Annotated in this window: 13 protein-coding genes; 4 read left to right on the top strand and 9 right to left on the bottom strand. The window is 63.8% G+C overall.

Annotation, left to right across the window (positions count from 1 at the left end; all coding sequences use genetic code 11):
• The first annotated feature begins 83 nt into the window (after positions 1 to 83).
• Positions 84 to 2,435, top strand: a complete 2,352-nt coding sequence (locus ACODRZ_RS21530) for a phospholipase D-like domain-containing protein (protein ID WP_019054346.1) — start codon at positions 84 to 86, stop codon at positions 2,433 to 2,435.
• Positions 2,436 to 2,563: 128 nt separating this feature from the next.
• Positions 2,564 to 3,934 (top strand): septum formation inhibitor-activating ATPase, encoded by a 1,371-nt coding sequence (locus ACODRZ_RS21525; protein WP_325421030.1) that lies wholly within the window; start codon positions 2,564 to 2,566, stop codon positions 3,932 to 3,934.
• A gap of 196 nt (positions 3,935 to 4,130) precedes the next feature.
• Here ACODRZ_RS21525 and ACODRZ_RS21520 read toward each other — a convergent pair whose 3' ends face one another.
• Positions 4,131 to 4,874 (bottom strand): hypothetical protein, encoded by a 744-nt coding sequence (locus ACODRZ_RS21520; protein WP_148564661.1) that lies wholly within the window; start codon positions 4,872 to 4,874, stop codon positions 4,131 to 4,133.
• Between the two features lie 178 nt (positions 4,875 to 5,052).
• On the opposite strand from ACODRZ_RS21520, the gene ACODRZ_RS21515 reads away from it, so the two are divergent.
• Positions 5,053 to 5,835 carry a hypothetical protein gene (locus ACODRZ_RS21515; protein ID WP_019054343.1) on the top strand — a complete coding sequence of 261 codons (783 nt, stop codon included), beginning with the start codon at positions 5,053 to 5,055 and terminating at the stop codon, positions 5,833 to 5,835.
• Between the two features lie 34 nt (positions 5,836 to 5,869).
• On the opposite strand, the gene ACODRZ_RS21510 is transcribed toward ACODRZ_RS21515, so the two are convergent.
• The 5 genes from ACODRZ_RS21510 to ACODRZ_RS21490 form a co-directional block, all read right to left on the bottom strand.
• A complete protein-coding gene (locus ACODRZ_RS21510) occupies positions 5,870 to 6,388 on the bottom strand; it encodes a hypothetical protein (protein ID WP_019054342.1) in 519 nt (172 codons plus the stop codon).
• A 205-nt stretch (positions 6,389 to 6,593) separates the two neighbouring features.
• On the bottom strand, positions 6,594 to 7,310 hold the full coding sequence (locus tag ACODRZ_RS21505; protein WP_026149955.1) for a hypothetical protein: 717 nt from the start codon (positions 7,308 to 7,310) through the stop codon (positions 6,594 to 6,596).
• Between the two features lie 94 nt (positions 7,311 to 7,404).
• Positions 7,405 to 11,622 (bottom strand): strawberry notch-like NTP hydrolase domain-containing protein, encoded by a 4,218-nt coding sequence (locus ACODRZ_RS21500; RefSeq protein WP_019054339.1) that lies wholly within the window; start codon positions 11,620 to 11,622, stop codon positions 7,405 to 7,407.
• A 137-nt stretch (positions 11,623 to 11,759) separates the two neighbouring features.
• Positions 11,760 to 12,338, bottom strand: coding sequence for an NAD(P)H-dependent oxidoreductase (locus tag ACODRZ_RS21495; RefSeq protein ID WP_019054338.1), 579 nt, complete (start codon positions 12,336 to 12,338; stop codon positions 11,760 to 11,762).
• A gap of 80 nt (positions 12,339 to 12,418) precedes the next feature.
• Entirely contained in the window at positions 12,419 to 13,255 is an 837-nt protein-coding gene (locus ACODRZ_RS21490) for a DUF7146 domain-containing protein (RefSeq protein ID WP_024018137.1), read from the bottom strand.
• An 868-nt stretch (positions 13,256 to 14,123) separates the two neighbouring features.
• On the opposite strand from ACODRZ_RS21490, the gene ACODRZ_RS21485 reads away from it, so the two are divergent.
• A complete protein-coding gene (locus ACODRZ_RS21485; protein ID WP_488972475.1) occupies positions 14,124 to 15,257 on the top strand; it encodes a replication initiation protein in 1,134 nt (377 codons plus the stop codon).
• Positions 15,258 to 15,302: 45 nt separating this feature from the next.
• On the opposite strand, the gene ACODRZ_RS21480 is transcribed toward ACODRZ_RS21485, so the two are convergent.
• The 3 genes from ACODRZ_RS21480 to ACODRZ_RS21470 all read right to left on the bottom strand — a co-directional run.
• Positions 15,303 to 15,698, bottom strand: coding sequence for a hypothetical protein (locus ACODRZ_RS21480; RefSeq protein ID WP_019054794.1), 396 nt, complete (start codon positions 15,696 to 15,698; stop codon positions 15,303 to 15,305).
• Entirely contained in the window at positions 15,691 to 16,377 is a 687-nt protein-coding gene (locus ACODRZ_RS21475; RefSeq protein ID WP_019054793.1) for a ParA family protein, read from the bottom strand. The genes ACODRZ_RS21480 and ACODRZ_RS21475 overlap by 8 nt, the downstream gene beginning before the upstream one ends.
• A gap of 1,247 nt (positions 16,378 to 17,624) precedes the next feature.
• On the bottom strand, positions 17,625 to 18,294 hold a 670-nt coding region (locus ACODRZ_RS21470), incomplete at its 5' end, for a hypothetical protein (RefSeq protein WP_488972476.1).

Genomic DNA, 18,294 nt, shown 5'->3' with positions numbered 1-18,294 from the left:
GCCGCCAGTCGCTCACCTGCGGAAGCTTCGATTTTTACTGTCGATGAACTGGTCGATGGTTAGGCTTGGTCCAGGGGGTGTACGTGAATCCGCTCGATCTGATCTCGGCCGCGCCGTGGAAGCGCGCTGCCTTCACAACCTATGCGCTTTCGCTATCCTTCTTCGAGGCGGTGCTTCTCGACGCTTTGCTGCGTGGCGGCGGGCGCAATGCTCTTGTTCTGGCCGATCCTGAGGGCGTGCGTGCCGGTTTGAGCGAGGAAGGGGCGCGCAGGGTCGGCCGCGACTATGAAATCGAACCCGTTGCCTGCACCAATCACGGCGTTTTCCACGCGAAGGTCTGCGCACTTTTCAGCGAGGACGATGCTCATCTGCTCGTCGGATCGGGAAATCTGACCTTCGCGGGCTGGGGCGGCAATCTCGAGCTGGTCGAGCATCTCCATCCTAGTTTCGCTGCGGACGCCTTCGACGATGCGGCCGACTTCTTCGGACAGATTTCGGCTTCCGCTCAGATCATCACGACAGCGGGACCGGCGTGCGAGACGATCGCTGCGTCGTTACGCCGGTCGGCGCAAGGACAGCCGCGGCCGGGCAATGTTCGCATGGTCCACAGCCTCGACGCGCCTATTGCGGAACAACTGGCGCTCTATGCGGAAGATCTGGGCGGCGTGACGCGCATGACAGCTGTTTCGCCCTATTACGATCTTCGCGCCGAGGGGTTGAATGCGCTCGCGGCGCTGCTGGAGATCGATGAAGCGCATCTCCATGCCCACCGCGCAGGCACGGTCCGCGGCCAGGGTTCGAACGCCTGGCCCTTCGAGGGTGGCAAGAGGTGGAAGGCTATCGATGCCGCCGACGCGTTCGGCCAGGATGACAGGCCGCTTCACGCCAAATCGATCGAACTGGTGTGCCGCAAAGGCCGCCTCGTTCTGAGCGGCAGCGCCAATGTGACGCATGCCGGACTGTTCGGCCGAAACGTCGAAGCCGGTGTGCTGCGCGTTCAGCGAGGCAGCAAGAATTATTGGGTGACGGCGCCGGCGACGGCCCCTGCACGACTGCCGGCCGACGAGCAGGACGAGAATGACGCGGTGGCATCCGCGGTCGGGGTCCTGGGCGCATCGCTCGAAGGCGAAACGATAACCGGCCGAACGCTCGCGCCCAGACTCTCCGGGAGCGCAAACGCCGTCCTGCGAACGCCCAGGGGATCCCACATGTTGGGCTCGGTGTTGATTTCCGACGACGGCCATTTCGAGGTCGATGCACCGCGAATCGAGTTCGAAAGCTGGGAGAATGGTCGCCTGATCCTCGGGCTTGAGCAGGACGGCAGACGCTGGGAGGGTTTCGTGTCGATCGCGGCTGCCCTCGAACTGATCCGACGCACGGGTTCGATCGCGCCCCGCCTCATGGCGATGCTCGCCGGCACGGAGACACCGACGGACGTTGCCGCCATCCTGGCATGGTTTCGTGAGGATCCGAGCCGCATGCCGGCATCGCTGGGCATTGGCGGCGGGGGAAGCACCGGCGGACCCAATGAGAGCGAAGGAGCGGTAACGCTCGCGGACCTTAAGGCGGCTGGCCTTGGCGCACAGTCATTTTCTGGAGCGAGCGACGGCGAAGCAACGTCCGCCTGGCGCCATTCCATGGCCCTCATCCGTGCCGTCTTCAGACAGTCGCGCGGACCCTGGGGCGGCGGCGGCGAGACCGATGACGACGACGATGAGGACGAGAAGGACCGGGAAAAGCGGGCGCGATCGGAGGAGGCGGCGAACCATCGGTCGCTGCAACTCTTCGACGAGCTCCTGACGGCCATGCTGGCGCCCGAGGCGGAGGGCCGCAACGCGCTCATGGCTCTGTCGCTATCGCATTTCCTGGCGGACCGGATCAGGCCGGCGCCGGGCAAGGTGCAACTCTGGCTCGACAAGGTGCTTGCGCACGTCGTTGCGCTTGACGGACCCGAAAGCGACATCGCCATCGCCTCCATTCTCCTTCATCACGCAGCTGATCGCCGGGACGACAATGCGATCCGGGCACGTCGCTATTTCCTGCGCCGCGGGATCGACCCGGCAAGCCTTTCCGTCACTCCGGATGTAATACCGGCATTCATGGATTTGCTGGGATCGGGCGTCGACCTCGACAGCTTCCTCGGCGAGGTCCTGACGGCAAGGACCATGGGTGAGCAGATCGACGCCTATCTTGCCGCTGGCGATGGCCGTGGCCCCCATGTCGGTTACGATAGCCTGAGGTCATCGCCGCACTGGCCCAATCTAGAGCGGGCGCTGCGTGATCCTTCGTCATACGCCAAACTGACGGTACTCGACTCCTTCAGACCCTCCTGCCCGCGGTGCCACATTCGCCTGCCTCTGGCGGCCGGGGAAGATCTGCGGTTGCGGGGTCTCAGCACCTGCTGCGGCCGAATCCTCATCAATCGGGATTGCTGACGATGACGGATCTGAACGAACTCCTCGATACCGCGCGCTCCGCTGGCGAGGCTCGCGCGGTCGACAGGAGCAAGATCAACTTCGGCGGGGTAGACCCGCTGGGCCTTAGGCAGATCAACTTCGGCCTGATGGACCGGGTGCTGCCGGACCTCAACAATGTGGCAAGCCACATCCGTCCCTACACCCTGATGGCCTGGGCCTGGCGGAGGGTGCGCCATGTTCTGGAGCGGGGAAAGCGGCAGAGCGCAAAGCCCGAAGAGATGCGCGATTTCGTCGACCGGATCGAGGCTATCTACGCGTGGTCACAGTTCCTGATCGACCCGCGTGCGGACATTCCGGGGGCGCAAGCCATGCGGCCGATGCTGGACGCGAAGCAGTATCGTTTTGGCGGTGAGGAATGGGAAGCCCGGCGCAACATGCGACGCTATTCGACAGGTTTCATATCGCCGCTGAACTACGGGCCGAGCCTGCGCACCATGGGCTGGCTGATCCCGGTCGAGGGCGCGGCAGGCATATTCCAACCCGATGCTTCCCTCGACCCGGTGCTCGACGCCTTCGAAAGAGGTTTCGGGGCGGAGCTGGGCCACGAGGCGTTCAACCGCTTCGGCAACGTGGTCGTCAGGCGCGCGGATGCCGAGCGCTGGGGCAAGCTTTGGACGATGGACAAGCCTCGCGCCGCGGAGGCGAAGGCCATGTTTACGAGGCTCGGCGGTGAACGGGCAGCTCCAGCCCGTCAGAAGGGTGTCGCGCTGGTCCAGGCGGCCTATGCGAATCTCGACGACGAGGAAGCCACCTACGAGGACATCAGGGTTCGGATGGCCGATCGCGCCGAAGCCTGGGACAGCGCGAGTGACCGCCCCCTGGCAGCGGACGAATGGCGCGCGGTGCAAATCCGCCAACTGTTCCGTCTTGCCCTCGAAGGCATGTTTTATTGGACGATCGGCGCACTCCTGCCTGGTCCTCGCTCGACGACACAACTGGCCCGGGCCTTCATCGGCGCTCTCGATAAGAAGTCATTGGCGGATAGTGCCGAAGCCTGGATTCTCGCATCAAAGGACGCAACCAACCCGGTGGAACGTCTTCGCGCCCTGCAGGGAGTCTTGCGTGACCAGGACCAGCTTCCAGCCGCTATCGTCGCTGCCCTCGCGCTCTGCCTGCGGGAAGCGCCGAACCAGGGTCATCCGTTCGAAAATCCGGATCGCTTGCCCCTGAGCCGGGCCAAGCGGGAGGCGCAAGGCTGGGGTGAGCTGACGCCGGCCGGTTTCGTCTGCCACATGCTCGAGATCTGGATCATGGCTCAGCACGCCTATTGGTCGGTAGGAAGAGGCCTTGCCGATGCACGCAATCGGGGCAAGACGATCCTGCGGTTGCGGATTGTCATGGACGAGGGCGGATGGACGCTGACGCCGGGCACCACCCGGCAGGGCAATCCGCCGGAGCCGACGCCGGACCGGCTGGAGACAGCCACCAGCCTGCTCGTCGAGTGCAGGCGACTCTAGAGAGCCGCTAGTGTCGCATCCGTGCAAGGAAATGGATGCGCGCTGCGATACAATGTTGCTGCGACCCGAGGGGCCTTCGAGTCGAAAGTTTCGGCGGCCTCCCACTTCCAAGCCTGTCCGGTCCTTACCGGGCAGGCTCTTTTTATGAGGTACGGGCGTGCCGCCAGCTCATGCCGGCAGCGCGCAAAGTCGGGCTTCAGCCGAACGCCGCCTCGTAGAAGGCAAGCCTCAGCGGCTCGTCCAGATAGGCTTCCTGCTCGATCCTGAGCGCTGAAGGGAAGACATCGCCGCCCGCGAGCCAGGCGGCTTCGGCATCCGGCGCCGCGACTACATCGGCGAGCGCAGTGGCAAGATCGAACCGGTCCACCGCATAGCCGGCGTTGAGCAGCGCGCCCTGCAGCGCGATCTCGTAAACCGCGCGCAGGGCGACCGACGCCAGCACGGAGGGGATAACGGCTTCCTCGGGATTGCTCGTGGCAATCCGGCACTGCTCGGCGTCAAGCGACACGGTGGTGCGGGATACGATCGGCCGGCTCGGATGCGCGGTGCAAAGGCCATCGGCGAGAACCGCGCAGGGCGCCAGGCTCTCGAGCAGCGGTCGATCCCAGCCGTCGCGGCGCCGCGTGGCCAATGCGGGAACGGCCTCCACGACCCCGGCGGGAAGGCTGCGCGCGAGGAACAGGATTTCCGGTGCGGTCGCCGCGACGCGCGTGTGACAACACCAGGCGCAGCGCGGACCGCATGCAGCTTCGGTCCGGATCTGCGCTGGGGTTCGCCGCTCGATGGTCGCATAGAGATAGCCGAAGAGCGGGTCGAGGGTGCCGGCGGAGCGCGCTTCGTCGATGGTGCGCCGTATCGAGCGCATCTCCCGGACGATCTCGCTGTCCGGGCTTATGTATGGGCGAGCCTCGCCAACAGACGAGGAAACCACGTCCGTCACGGCATGTTCTCCCGGCTATATTATCGTTATTTGCGCGCATTGAGATAGATAGATCATATCTGCCATTACTGCTACGCGCCGGTCCTCATTTCTTGTAATTTTACAGTGTTTTACAAAAGCAGCCCGTGACCCGCCGGGTTCGACCATGGAAGTAACCTGCGTAGCTGAAGGACGTCGAATGTTCAGCCCTGCGTTCAAACCAGACTGGCCTGCCGCCGCCGAACTCGGGCGGCAACTTCGCTTCGTCGACCCAGTGGCGCTCATGCACCTCTCGCGCGGCCTTACGTTCAATCCGCTCCGGTCAGCTGAAGTGCTGGACGATGTCCTCGTCCATTTCAACGAGACCAGCGGCTATGTCGCCGAGGTCGAAACCTGGGTTCGCGCAGGGGGGCTGCAGGCCGGGGCTTGCCCGGCTTATCCCGGCGGGCGGATCATCGCCGATGTAAGAGAGGCGGCGAACGCCGAGGGAAAGACAGCACACACTGCGGCTATCCTCAAAGAGGCGCGGGAGGCGGGCGTCGCGCCGGCCGTCTTCCTCAGCATGGTCTCGCCTCTCCTCGACGTCGCCATGCGCGTCGAACTGCCGATGCGCGCAATTCTGCACGGGAATCCAGCTCTCGCGTGCACTTACACGCTCTATCTCCACACGCTGTTGACCAGCGAGGGGGAGGCCTATCTATATTACGGGATCACCAAGCGGGGCTGGAACATCCGTTTCCACGAACACACCCGCGCGGCAGTCGCGACAGCGTCCAAACGCCTTTTCGCGCGCACGCTCAACGCGCTGATCGATGCGCGGATCGCCGAGCGCACCGGCAGGGCCGACGATCGGCCCAAGCTAGCGGGGCTGATTACCACCATTTGTGCCACCGGCTCTCTCGCCGGGAAGCGCATGACGCGGAGGCGGCTATGGTCGAGAAATATAGCCTCGCGTCCAAATATCCCCTCGGTCTCAACATGATCTCCGGCAGCGCAGCCGGGGCGCACAAGGTAGGTCAATCAACATCTGGGGAATGATAAACAAGACGCTCCGGCATGGCTCGCCAGAACGCCTCTAACGCGCCCGCGAAATCGTCGAAGTCGCTGTCAGTGATTTCGAGCCACCGATAATCGAGATAGAGCGTGCCGGTCCACGACTGGACGCCGAGCTTGCTCATAAAGTGCGGATAGGCCTTGTGCAGGCGGGTAAGCGCGGCACCCTTGCCATGTTTGTAGACGTTCACGACGAGGTTGCAGGCATCGATCTGCGGGTAGAAAGCCTGCTGCTTTGCCTGCCATCCAAACTCGCCAAACATGTCGAAAATCTCGATGGTCTTGGCGTTCCAGATGTTCTTGTCGATCCATTTCGTATCGACATAGTGCCGGAATTCATTGGCGAGATATTCGCGCAGCTCCTTGTCCCACTGATGGAACATGGCGGCCGTGGTGGCGAGGCGGACCTGTTTGCGCATCTCATCGAGCAACATGTAATGTCCGGCGGCATCACTCGTCACCGCATCTGCGATGTCGCCCATATCGGGCTCTTCACCATGATAGGGCGCTTTAATAGCCGCTTGCCAGGCATCCTCCTGATAGCGTTCAGCTTCACCTTCGATATCGTCGAACTGGGTGAGCAGGCGGCTTTTCGCTTCAGCACAAAAAACAGATGCCGCTCCACAATGACGGAACGGATATAATCGTGCATCTGCAACTCGATGGATCGTCGCCGCAGCACGGGAGTCACCGTATCCTGGCGCGATAGGCAGCGATCGCCCTGTTGCAGCCAGCTAGAGTGCCAATCGTGGAAGGATCGGAAAGACCCTCGTCGAATGACTTGGAATAGTAGTCCCGAACGCGGGGATCATCCGACTGGCCATATTGCCTGACCAGAGCGTCCGACCGCAGGGCTCCGATCTTCGACCGGCAGGTGCCGGCCAGCATCATCAGATCACCGCGTGCCTGGATCTGCGGGGTCTGCCAACTCGCGAGGCCACCGACCTCCAGCATGCTGTCCGTTAGTTCGGTCGCTGCGGTCTCGAGATTGAAGCCGGGTGGCGGAACGATGAGGGAAGAGAAGATAGGTTCGCCGGACGCCTCCATGCACGTGCGGCCATAGCCCAAAAGTGTATGCTTCAGGTCGCGGAGCTGAGCGTCGGTTTTCGCGCCGTCGGCCGCTGATTGAAGATCAGTCGCAAGCATGCGGCTCTGACGGTTGATCGCTTCGCCCTTCAAGCGCGCCACCGTCGCGGGCGCGACCGCCCAGGCCGCTGTCTCGGCGTTCAGCGCGGCTTCCGCCTTCACTGGCAAGTCCGGGTCGAGTTTCATGCCGAGTCTTTCGCACATGGGTGCCGTCACGACGAACTGCCCCACGCGGTTTAGTCGGTCCTGCTGCGCCTGGGTCTGTGCCATGGCCGGCAGCGACAGGCCGAGTGCAATCAAAAAAGAAATTATGCGCAATGGTTTCCCCCGAAACGGCCCTGCTCGGTCTAGCCCAATGAGACAAGACAGACCATCCCGGCCCACATACTTTAGGCAGCGTCTCCGAGCGCCGTCATCTTCCTTCGAGTAGCTTCCCCAGGACCGCCTCCGCCGTCGCCATGGGTACGAACATCCGCGTGCGATACTGGATGATCTCGGTGAAGCAGCCGATCGACTTGAGCCACGGCAGACGGTCGTGCGGGCAGCCGACGAGCTCGATCCGCTGGGAGCCGTTGACGACCGAGCGCTTGATGGTGAGCGGGAACGGATGCGACACGTCGACGCTGCGGCCCGCGGACACCGCCTTCGCGACCGCGTCGGGCGGCAGCGTATCGGACCGATCGATCCCGAGCTTGGTGAAGAGCTGGGGCACATGGTCGTCGAAGACGAGACGGCCGAGCCAGGACTGCCCTTCCCCGTCGACGATACGGTTGACCGCCATGTGATCGCTCGGAAGTGCCGACCAGATCGGCAACAGCAGCCCCGTGGCCAACCGGATCGTCTCGCTGTCGACCGTCTCCCGGGCGATGTCCACTTCCTCCGACCAGGTCGCCGTGAAGGCCTCGCGGGTCACCTCCTCCCAGGAGGATTCGTAGAGATCGTCCTCGCGCATATATTCGTTGCGCGTAGGTCGCATCATCTCGACGCGCGGGATCGGCGTGCCTTCCTTCTCCTCCATGAGCGAGCGCGCCCGCGTCCTGAGCGCCGCCTTGCCGGACTTGCGGTTGATCATGAAACCGGCGCTGGCATCGCCGTCGGCGATCCTCAGGATGCGCTCGAGGGAAACAGGGTTGCGGCGCCGCGCGATCTCGATGGTGAGAAGATGCGAGGTCGCGCCGGTGCGGGGATCGGTCCGCAGTACGACGTCGTCGAGGAGGGTCGCCTTGTCGACGAGGATCGTCTCGACGCCGACATCGAGCCGTCCCGCCTCGCGCGCGGCCGAGACGCGGGTTTCGATCAGCGACAGGAACTCGTCGAAGATGCTGTTCTGCAGCGCGATCGGCAGGGCCAGGATGCGGTTGAGCCAGCGCTGGATCGGCGGCATCTCGTCCTTGAGCACGCCGTCCTTGTCGCAAAGCTCGAGCCCGGTGCGGTGCTGGAAATCGTCGAGCGTCGTGCTCGAAAGCTTGCCCGCGGCGAGCAGGTCGAACCAGGAGAGGAGCGCCGCGCAGGCATATTCGCTCTCGAGATTGTCGGCCGGGTCGAAGAGCCCCTGCCCGCCCGTCTGCCGCTGGCCGCGCGTCAGCGCACCGAGACTGTCGAGACGGCGTGCGATCGTGCTGGTGAAGCGCAGCTCGCCCTTGCAGTCAGTGGTCACCGGCCGGAACAGCGGCGTGGTCGCCTGGTGCGTGCGGTGGGTTCGGCCCAGGCCCTGGATCGCGCGATCGGCGCGCCAGCCGGGCTCGAGCAGAAGGTGGACGCGCTGCTCCTGGTTCATCACGTCGAGCGAGGCGTGGTAGCTTCGCCCCGTGCCGCCGGCGTCAGAGAAGACCAGCATGCGTTTCTTGCCGGCCATGAAGGCAGCGGCCTCGGCCTGGCTGGTGCGCGCCGAGCGGCTTTCCAGTTTCTGGCGGCCGTCGCTTACCGTGATGAGGCGCTTTGTCCGGCCCGTGACCTCGGCGACATTGTCGTGCCCAAAATGTTCGAGCAGCGCATCAAGCGCCGACATGATCGGCGGCATGGCGCAGAGCTTCTCGATGAGGTCATCGCGCGCGGCCTGAGCCTCGGGATTGTAGACCGGGTGGCCGTCGTCATTCACCATCGGCAGAGAACGCGGCGTGCCCGTGTCGTCCTTGAACACGCGCATCTGACGGGTCGGGAATGCGCGCTCGAGGTAATCGATGATGTACTCACGCGGACTCAGATCAATCTCCAAATTCGCGCGCTCGTCGGGAGAGAGGTCGCCAAGGCGCCGGTCGAGGATCGATTCCGCGGTCGTCACCAGCTGAAGGACCACCGACTGCCCGGCAGCGAGATGGGCCTTCGCCGCCGCGATCACGGTCGGAAGCTTCATGGAGAGGAGGAGCTGACCGAAGAAGCGCTGCTTGGTCGACTCGAAGCGCGAGCGCGCCGATGCCTTCGCCCCGCTGTTGAGGGTCGCATTTTCGAGCCCGTCGACCACCGCGGTCAGTTCGAGCGCATGCTCCATGTTGCGGTGGATGATGCCCCAGGCATCGGCATAGGCGTCGTAGATCGCGATCTGTTCGCGGGTCAGCTCATGGCGCAGGATGTCATATTCGACGCCGGCGAAGCTGAGCGCGCGGGACGTGTAGAGGCCGAGCGCCTTCAAATCGCGGGCCACCAGTTCCATCGCCGCGATGCCGCCCTTGCGTATGCCCTGGATGAACTGCTCGCGGTTGCTGAACGCCGTTTCGGGTCCCCAAAGGCCGAGCCGCACGGCATAGGCAAGATTGTTGACGTCGGAAGCGCCGGTCGCCGAGGCATAGAGCACGCGTGCCTCGGGCAGGTGGTTCTGGAGCAGCACGCCGCTGATGCCCTGCTGCGAGCCCTCCTTCTTGCCGAGCGCGCCCTCGCCTCCCGCGACACCGCCCATTTCATGGGCCTCGTCGAAACCGATCACGCCTTCGAAGTCATCGCCTGCCCAGTCGATGATCTGCTGCAGACGGCTATGGTCGCCGCGTGCCGAACGAAGGGTGGGATAGGTGACGAAAAGCACGCCCTGTTCGAGCGGGATCGCCTGATCGATCTTCCAGTTGGCGAGAGGCTGGATATCGGCCGCAAGGCCGCCGAGCGCAGTCCAGTCGCGGCGGGCGTCTTCGAGCAGCGCCTCGTTCTTGGAGATCCAGATGTTGCGGCGCCGACCCGCAAGCCAGCTGTCGAGGATGCAGGCCGCGACCTGCCTGCCCTTCCCCGCCCCGGTGCCGTCGCCGAGGAAATAGCCCATGCGGTAGGCGCGTCCGTCGTTCGCTTCCTCGAGACCGACGCCCTCCTTGGCGGGCCTGAACTTGCCCGGCAGGAACTGGTCCCAGGCATGGCCGGCATAGACGACAGTCTCGAGCTGCGAAGCCGATAGCAGGCGCTCGGAGACGGTCCGCTCGGGAAGCCTCGGGATGTAAGCTGGGATCGGGGCGGCGATCGAGCCCATCGCGACCGATTCGACAAGCGCGGTCGGATGTTCGCCGGCGGCGTCGAAGGTGATGCGGCTCGGGCGATAGGGAAGATAGACGCCGACCTGGTCGAGCAGCGGCGCGGGCGTGTCGAGCGACATGTAGTCGACCGGCAGCACATTGTTGCGCACGGGAGCGTGATAGGGCCGTGGCTGCGCGCGATTGCTCTTCATGGCGCGGAACAGCGAGGGACTGCTCGATCGCTTCGGGGCGGGCGCGGCCGCGGTGCCGAGCATCCCGCGTTCATGGATCGAGAGCGCGCCGATGAGTTCGCGGATCGAGGTGCGCTGGATTGTCGCGGGGATGGTTGTCCCGGGAACCTTGTCGATGACGAAGAGCCGGACCGCGATGCTGGTGCCGTGCTTCAGATAGCATTTCTCGAGCCGCACCAAGGTCCGCACGGTCACATCGCGCAGCGTGGTCTCGAAGAGGTCACGCATGCGCGCATTGGGTCCGAACCAGTCAGGCATGATGGCGACCAGCCGCCCACCAGTGCGCAGCCGGCGAAGCGCTGCCTGAAGGTGACGCACGGCGGCATGGGCGTCGGCGCCGAGCCCCACCGAGCGCGAGAAAGGCGGGTTCATGAGGATCAGGCTGGGACGCGGTGCCGCGGCCAGGCTCGAATTGATCGTCGCACCGTCGTGGCCGGTGACTACCGCGTCGGGGAAAACGTCGGCGAGGCGCGCGCGGCGAGCCGGTGCGTATTCGTTGAGCTGCAGGGCGGCGAAGCCTCGGCAATGTGCCACGAGGAGTCCGTTGCCCGCGCTCGGCTCGAGGATGACGTCATCGTTCTGGATATTGGCGAGCAGAACCGCGACGGCAGCGAGATCGACGGGCGTCGAGAATTGCTGCCATTCGATCTGGTCCTCGCTGCGCACGGTCTGCGTCGGCAGCCGGTCGAGCAGATCGCAGGCGGACGCAACGTCATCGAGCGAGCGCAGGGGATAGGGCCCGAACTGGAGGTGATGGGCAAGCGCGTGCTCCAGAATCTCGAAGCTGTCGCGCTGCGTCCAGAGCCCGTCGGCGTCCGTCCCGCCATAGCCCTCGACCATGGCCGCATTGAGGTCCGCCCTCGTGATCGGGTCGCTGGAGCGGAGACGGTCGACGAGAAGCGTGGCCGCGCGGCGTTCGGCCGCGGTGGCGGTATCGAAGAGATCGGACATTGAGGGGTCTCCGGACTGGCTGCCCCATCGGCAGCATCAATCCTTCGACCCCCCTTCCCTTTTCACGATTGCCCGACTGCGGCGAGGCTTGGTTGGCGCTGGCGGGACAGGGCTCGGGCCCCGCTGTTTGCCGAACGCTATCGCGCGTCCCGGCCGAACTGGCTGATGAGGCTCAGCCAGTGTTGCCGTTCGCCGTCGCTCGCCTCGGCGTCCCCGATGATGGAATGGCGAACGGGCGCGATCCCAGTGAAGCCGAGTAGATTTCGCGCCCAGCTCTTGAGGCTGTGGGCACGGTAGTAGAATCGATAGAAAGGGGCCGGCATTCCCATGGTCACCGCGACACGTGCCGGTCGGCCGCAGAGCAGCTTCGCATTCCGATCCGACACGGTTTCGTCGATCGCGAAGCCCGGCCGCATAACCTGTTCGAGAAAGGCCTTGAGGAGCGCCGGTAGGTCGCCGAGCCAAAGCGGAAAGAGGATGACCAGATGGTCGGCCCATCTGATGTCGATCTGCGCGTCGTGGATGGCTTTTGCGGGATCGGTCTCGCGCCATTCGTTTGCCGAGCGCAGGATGGGGAAATCCAGAGTCGCGACGTCGATCCGCCTCACTTCATGGATGGCGTCTTCTGCCCCGGCCGCATAGGCGTACGCGAGCGCATGGATGAACCGCGCGCGGTCCGGATCGGGGTGGCCATCGATGATCGTGATGCGTGCCATTCGAGCCTCCAGGCAAGGCGTTCCTCCGAAGCGCAGCCTCCCGCAATCCGGATGTTTCCGAATGCGTGCGCGGCAGTCGGTTATCGCCGGCTCAGTTCGAGGACCTTGGCCCAATCCTTGACGCGCTCTGGCGGCATGCTTCTGATTTTGAGGCCAGGGCGGGCATAGCGAAGGGTCGCGCGCTCCGCGGCGATCGCCCCTTCGGCGTCGTTGTCGGCGGCCAGGATCAGCGAGGTCAGCGTCTCGGGCAGTAGGATCTGGTCGAGACGACGTGCGCCCAGGCTCGCCCAGCAGGGGATGTCGTGAAGGAGCGTGAACGCCCGGGCCGTTTCGAACCCCTCGGCGAGTGCCAGGACATCGCCTCGCCCTCCCCCTTGCCAGGCACCGCGCGCCGGTCGGCCGAGCATGAGCTTCATGCGATAGCGCGCCGTCACTGGATCGAGGAATATGCGCTGCACCGCTGTCAGGCGCCGGCCCTCGCGAACCGCGACCAGCAAGGCGGGATGGTAGGTCGTCCACGGCTTTGGCCGGTAAGGGCAGCGCGGGTGAAACCGCAGATCCTGGCTGATCGGCATGAGGTGCCTGATCCCGAGATAGCGCTCGGCAAGCGTGCCGGCGACGGAAAGCGCCTCGTCCCATAGCCGGCTCGCATTGCCCGCCTGAGCCGCCGGGTTGTCGGTGTAGGCAAACCGCCCCCGGCTGGGCACGCGGCGCAGTTCCCGAAGGATGTCGTCACGGTCGCATCCGGCAAAGCAGGTGACGAGGATGCCTCGATTGCCTTGCCGGATGGAGAGGCTTGGGGTGCTGTCGGCGTGGGCCGGACACGGACACATCGCCGTGCGACCGTGCCAGGTTCCGCCCAGCGAGCCGACAAGATCGACGAGTTCCTGAGTGGGTTTGAGCGCGACCAGGGCCATTGGCTGCTCCTTTCGCGGTCCTTGCTCCCCCTTGCCTCTCTCCTTGGTCGCTCTATCCTGGCCGCCAGCCTGTCGGTGATGCGGAACCGTCGAGCTGCTACTCTCAAAGAATCAAATCTTAAAAACGCCCAAGCGGAGCGCGGGAGCTTCATAGATTCATGGATTCTAAGATTCGGGCACCATTTGTGACGGCAAACCAATAGCTTGAGTGCTCTCCTTGTGAGGATGCGGGGGCTTCTGCGTGAGTTCTCGGGGGCGTCTATGCGAGGCGATGGGGGCAAGAGCCTGAGCGATCGGGGGATAATGTGAGTTTTCGGGGGAATCAGGCGAAGCGGGCGAAGCGGGCTTAAGAGCAGTTTCGAAAGCCCTGAATCGCTGGGCGTTTTGCTGTCCATACGATGGCTGGCCGGCGATCCCGATGTTTATGTGAGCATGTGGGGGACCGAATTGGCGGGAGGCCGATCTTTGTGTGAGCGCACGGGGGCGGAGCCTTCTGTGAAGAGTATTCGAAATAAGGAATTCCCCCGCCTTTGTGTGAGCGATGGGGGGTGGCCAAGAAAACTCAATTAAAACAGCGGGATGTAGGGATCTATATGTGAGTCGCCGGGGGCATCGGCTCGTCGGGTCGGAATCCCCTCCCCGGCCCTTTCCAGGCGGACAAAAGTTCTATGTGAGTTTTCGGGGGAGCGGACGCGACTCGGCCTGTTTGTGCGAGTCGGCAGTTGGGGGCCCTTTGTCTTTATGTGAGTGCGTGGGGGCTGTCGGCCGAATGGTGCCAGCGAGGTTTATGTGAGCGCTCAGGGGCACGTCTATGTGAGTGAACGGGGGGGCTGTTCTCTTTATGACAAGCTGATGTTATGCAACTCACATGAAGCTCGATTCGGACACGGTTGAAATCGAGGTTCCGCCTGACCTTGAGGGTCTGAGCCGGACGTTGCGGGTGGCTGACGTGATTCGCCGCCGCGACCTCGACTTTGTAAGTAAACCCGGGGAATTAGTCGAATCCGAGTTCGAGACCGGGTCGTTGAGCGCCGCGGGAAGAAAGGCTTTTGCGCTGATGTTGCGCAAGGCTGGACCGGAAGCCGGGGAAGACAGCAAGACCTTCACGATCACCAAGAAGAAACTGCGCGGCACGCATAAGGGCAATGAGCGCATCCAGCCGGTGATGGATGAACTGCTGCGCGTCATTGTTCGTATCCGGACGACCTCGAAGAAGGGCAAGCCTGCGATCATGTCGCAGTCTTTGCTGTCGAGCTGCGTGGAGGAAATCTCCGAGGACGGCATGAGCGTCGTCGAGTATCAATTCTCCGAGAGTTTCAAGCGCGTAATCCAGCGTTCGGATTATTATGCGCGGGTGAATCTCGGCGTGATGCTTGCGCTTCAGTCGCGCTATTCGCTCACGCTGTATGATCTTGGCTGCCTGATCATCAATCGCCAGAACCGTGTCGTCAAAATGAACGTCGATGAACTGCGGCGGCGGCTCGGTGTGCCTGACGGCAGCTTCAAGAACTTCGCCGAATTTCGGCGCGACGTCCTCGCAAAATCGAAGGCGGAGATCGACCAGCTCGCCGATTTCATCGTGGAGTGGGAAGAAATCAGGGGATCAGGGCGTGGGCGGCCGGTTGAAGCGGTCAAGCTGACCTTCAGTCCCAAGGATCCTGTCGATCAGGAAGAGACCGCCAAGGAGCTCGATCGGCCGAAGGTCGGACGGCGGGCCAGGCGCGATGGCAGCGTCGAGCAGATCGCGGCGATCCCGGCGGCGGCTCCGGTAGCGGCGCTGGCTTCGAGCAAGCCCTTCCCCACAGGATCCATGCATTTCTGCGGGGATCAGCGTTTGCTCACGATTGTCGCCGATTTTGGAGGTGGTTGGGACAAGGACCTGATCGCCGGCGCGTTTCGGGAGAAGATGGGAGACAAGCTGAAGACGCTGACTGGCGTGCCTCTCTACAGATCGTGGGAAGGGTTCTGCAAAGCTTTCGTTGGAGCCCGGGGTCGGCCCTAGGGGAAGACCCCCTCCCCCGATTCCTCACATAAAGCGTAATAGCGCCTATTTGGGCGTGCCGCCCTCCCCTTCTACCAGATCGATCAGCGCCATGATTCCGTCCGGGAGGCTGAGATTGCGATCGTCGCACCAGCGCACGAGGCGGTCGCGCTCCGGGGGCGACAAGCGCATGCTGATATGCAGAGAACGAGCTGGCCCGCGCTGCGGTTTGCGCTTGGGCGTGACGCCTAGTTCTGCAGGAATTTGGTGGAAATAGTTCGCCGGCACAGCCGTGCCAGCGGGTTCACGTTGCACAGGAGGTGCGCCGCCGGGCTTGGGCGCTGCGGTTGCGGCTACGAGGCCCCGAAGGCGGTCGGCTGGCGCTTCGGGCTGTTCCAGTCGCTGGCGTGTAGAGCTGATGATATCGCCCATGCTGCTTGCGGCGGCCTTGTCTTCAGGCATCCACGGCCTCCTTGTTCTGAATTTCGCTGAGAATATCGGCAAGGACGCTTTGGGCGATGCGCCTGGCCTTTTCCGTCTTGGCGAGGTTGGCGGCTTCGACTTCAGCGAGAGTCATCCGGTAATTGGACATGGCGCGGAAGGCATCGAGCGTGAACATCTGGTCTGTGAAAGTTGGCAGGGCCTTCCTGATCTGCCCGTCGATCTCCCATTCGGCCTTCGAGCGGGCCACCTGCCCCGTCTGCGTGATGAGCACGCGGTACGGCACGCCACGGCACATCTTCTCGAGCATGTCGCTGGTTTCGACGGTCCGCTCGAGATCGAGCCGCGAGGAACGCGTGGGGATGACGACGAAATCCGAGTCCATGGCGGCGTAGGCCGTCTTGAAGTTCGAGGTTCCCTCAGAATCGACGACGACGAGCTGGGCCACTTCTCGGGCCCGAGCGATTGCGCCGCCAATATCGGAATCTCGAAGCTGCGAGGCGTCTTCGACGGCGATGCGCGAATCCCCTCCCCTGCCCGCTGCGATCCGATCCCGGTGCCAGTTGAGCAAGCTGTTCTGGCGGTCTGCGTCGAGCATGAAGACTGAACCGCCAAGCGCTTCGAATTCTGATGCCAGGGCGAGTGCGAGTGTCGTCTTGCCCGCCCCTCCCTTGCTCTGCGCGATAGTGATGACTGGCACGAAGGAACTCCCTGTGGGTCGAAGGCGCGGCACCCATGTAGCGTAAGATGGGCAGCGCGACACAATTGATATGCGCGGTGCATAGCGCCTGTGGATGCGCGGTGCAAGGCGTGGGCGCGGCTATAGTCGCAGGCGTAGGGCAAAGCGCGTATGCGAGCACATTGGCCAGCGCGTGCGCCATCGACAGCGCACGCGCTGGGAAAAGCGAGGTAGAAGGTGACAGCGCTGGGTACAGCGTCGCAGCATTACACGGCGTGAGCGCGTCACCTAGCGCGATGGCGTTACAACCCGCCAGCGCGACACCCAGCGCACGACAAAGCGCGGCACACAATGCGGCACATGCCAAAAGCCCGCAGAAATCAAGGAATCCGACGATGCCGACGCTGTGAGCTAAGGGACCCGGAGCGTTGCCATAGCGGAGTCAATGGCGCGCAAGCAGGCGATCGATCTCGGCCATTTCTTCGTCAAAGGTGTCGAAGATTGCCGACAAGCTCGGATCCGCGGGTAGGGGAGGGGGGCCAACCTTGGTCGGCCGCGCTTCGGGGATGCGTATCCGAACGTAACCGCAAGATTGGCCGCCAGGAATCTCCCCAAGGTGCGCGGTCGGGTAACCTCGACCACCAGACTCGCGGCAACACCACGGACCAGAAGCTTGCTGACTCCGGCCACGCTCAACTTCAACGCCTCCGGGACGAACTGCGGCGAAAGAATTGGACGATGAATAGAGAGAGGCAGGGGAGGGAAGGGTCCCTGCGCGAGAGAGGATAGCGTGCTGGGCGTCGCGATAGAGACGCTTGAGCTCATCGAGCCGTTCGGACCCTGAGACAGCCGCACCATGAAGCGATCGTACGCCCGCCAACCAGTCCGCGTCGGAAGGACGTGGCTTCAACCGCAACGTCTTCGCACCCCCGCACAGGCAGGGGAGGGGGCCTGCTCCACGCGATAACGGAGAACATCGGTTTCCCGCCGATCTGATATGTCCATTACCCAGCGCGCGGAAGCGCGGGGCGAACCGATCGGTCGCCCCCCGGGGCCTGAAGCCAATTATGGCTTCTATCGCTCGACGAACCGCGCATTGGTGCAAAACTGGGCAAATGAACGTGGGTGGACGGGCTCGGCTGGCAAAATCGTCCTCAGAAGCCCGCACAGCGCGATTAGGGGGTGCTCCCGTAGTCGGGGCTGCTTCACGCTCGTGTTGGCGCTGTAAGGGGCGTTTGCAGGGACAAACTTTTTGCCGGTTTTCAGGCCTAGTCGTCCGATCGATCGTCATAGCGCGCCAGCAGAGCATCAATCCGGGCGAGGGCGGCATCATAGTCCTCAATCGCCTCGCTGGAAAACCGGACCGGGTCATCGGCCAGCGGTGTAGGCGCAACGGCTGGTCTGCCGCGCATGACCGAATAGAGCTTGACCCCCGACAGGGTTTCAACGGCCAGATCGCCTCCGTCTGCCAGCGCGGCCAGCATGGTCCGGACCCCGAGCCGGGTCGCGCCGAGCACGGCCTCGATCTGGGACGAGCGCAGCGGGCCAAAGCCGGAGAGGAGGCCATAGAGCTGCTGCGCGCGCGAGTTCGTCCGTTTCGCGCGGTAGCGCTCGGCGAGGTGTTGGCGCGTGTCGCGGGCCTCAGCAACCAGGCGGTTGAGATGATTCAGGACATCGCGCAGCGCTTCGGCGTGAACGATGGCGGCGTGCGCCGGGTTGTCGTCAACTTCGGCCGCGCGCACCGTATCGAGCCGGATCAGGCCGTTGAGCGGCAGCGCCGCGCTATGGGCGCCGGTGGCTTGCAGATACGCGCCAAAGGCGCATTCGATCGCCCAGCGCGGGGAGGGCGGGCGAGGGCGCTCGATCACGACTTGCCGCGTGGCTGTCACGCGACAAAGTTTCCAACATCGGGTGTAAACTATTGAATTAAAGTCATAT

Source organism: Novosphingobium sp. FG90 (assembly GCF_057808725.1).
The sequence above is the reverse complement of the archived record's forward strand: the minus strand, read 5'-3'. Positions and strand labels throughout refer to the sequence as shown.

What these genes read in the sequence shown, in the direction of transcription:
- ACODRZ_RS21525 (WP_325421030.1), top strand. Translation starts at nt 2,564, where the DNA reads ATGGACCGGGTGCTGCCGGACCTCAACAATGTGGCAAGCCACATCCGT.
- ACODRZ_RS21515 (WP_019054343.1), top strand. Translation starts at nt 5,053, where the DNA reads ATGTTCAGCCCTGCGTTCAAACCAGACTGGCCTGCCGCCGCCGAACTC.
- ACODRZ_RS21510 (WP_019054342.1), bottom strand. Translation starts at nt 6,388, where the DNA reads ATGGGCGACATCGCAGATGCGGTGACGAGTGATGCCGCCGGACATTAC.
- ACODRZ_RS21500 (WP_019054339.1), bottom strand. Translation starts at nt 11,622, where the DNA reads ATGTCCGATCTCTTCGATACCGCCACCGCGGCCGAACGCCGCGCGGCC.
- ACODRZ_RS21495 (WP_019054338.1), bottom strand. Translation starts at nt 12,338, where the DNA reads ATGGCACGCATCACGATCATCGATGGCCACCCCGATCCGGACCGCGCG.
- ACODRZ_RS21490 (WP_024018137.1), bottom strand. Translation starts at nt 13,255, where the DNA reads ATGGCCCTGGTCGCGCTCAAACCCACTCAGGAACTCGTCGATCTTGTC.
- ACODRZ_RS21485 (WP_488972475.1), top strand. Translation starts at nt 14,124, where the DNA reads ATGAAGCTCGATTCGGACACGGTTGAAATCGAGGTTCCGCCTGACCTT.
- ACODRZ_RS21480 (WP_019054794.1), bottom strand. Translation starts at nt 15,698, where the DNA reads ATGCCTGAAGACAAGGCCGCCGCAAGCAGCATGGGCGATATCATCAGC.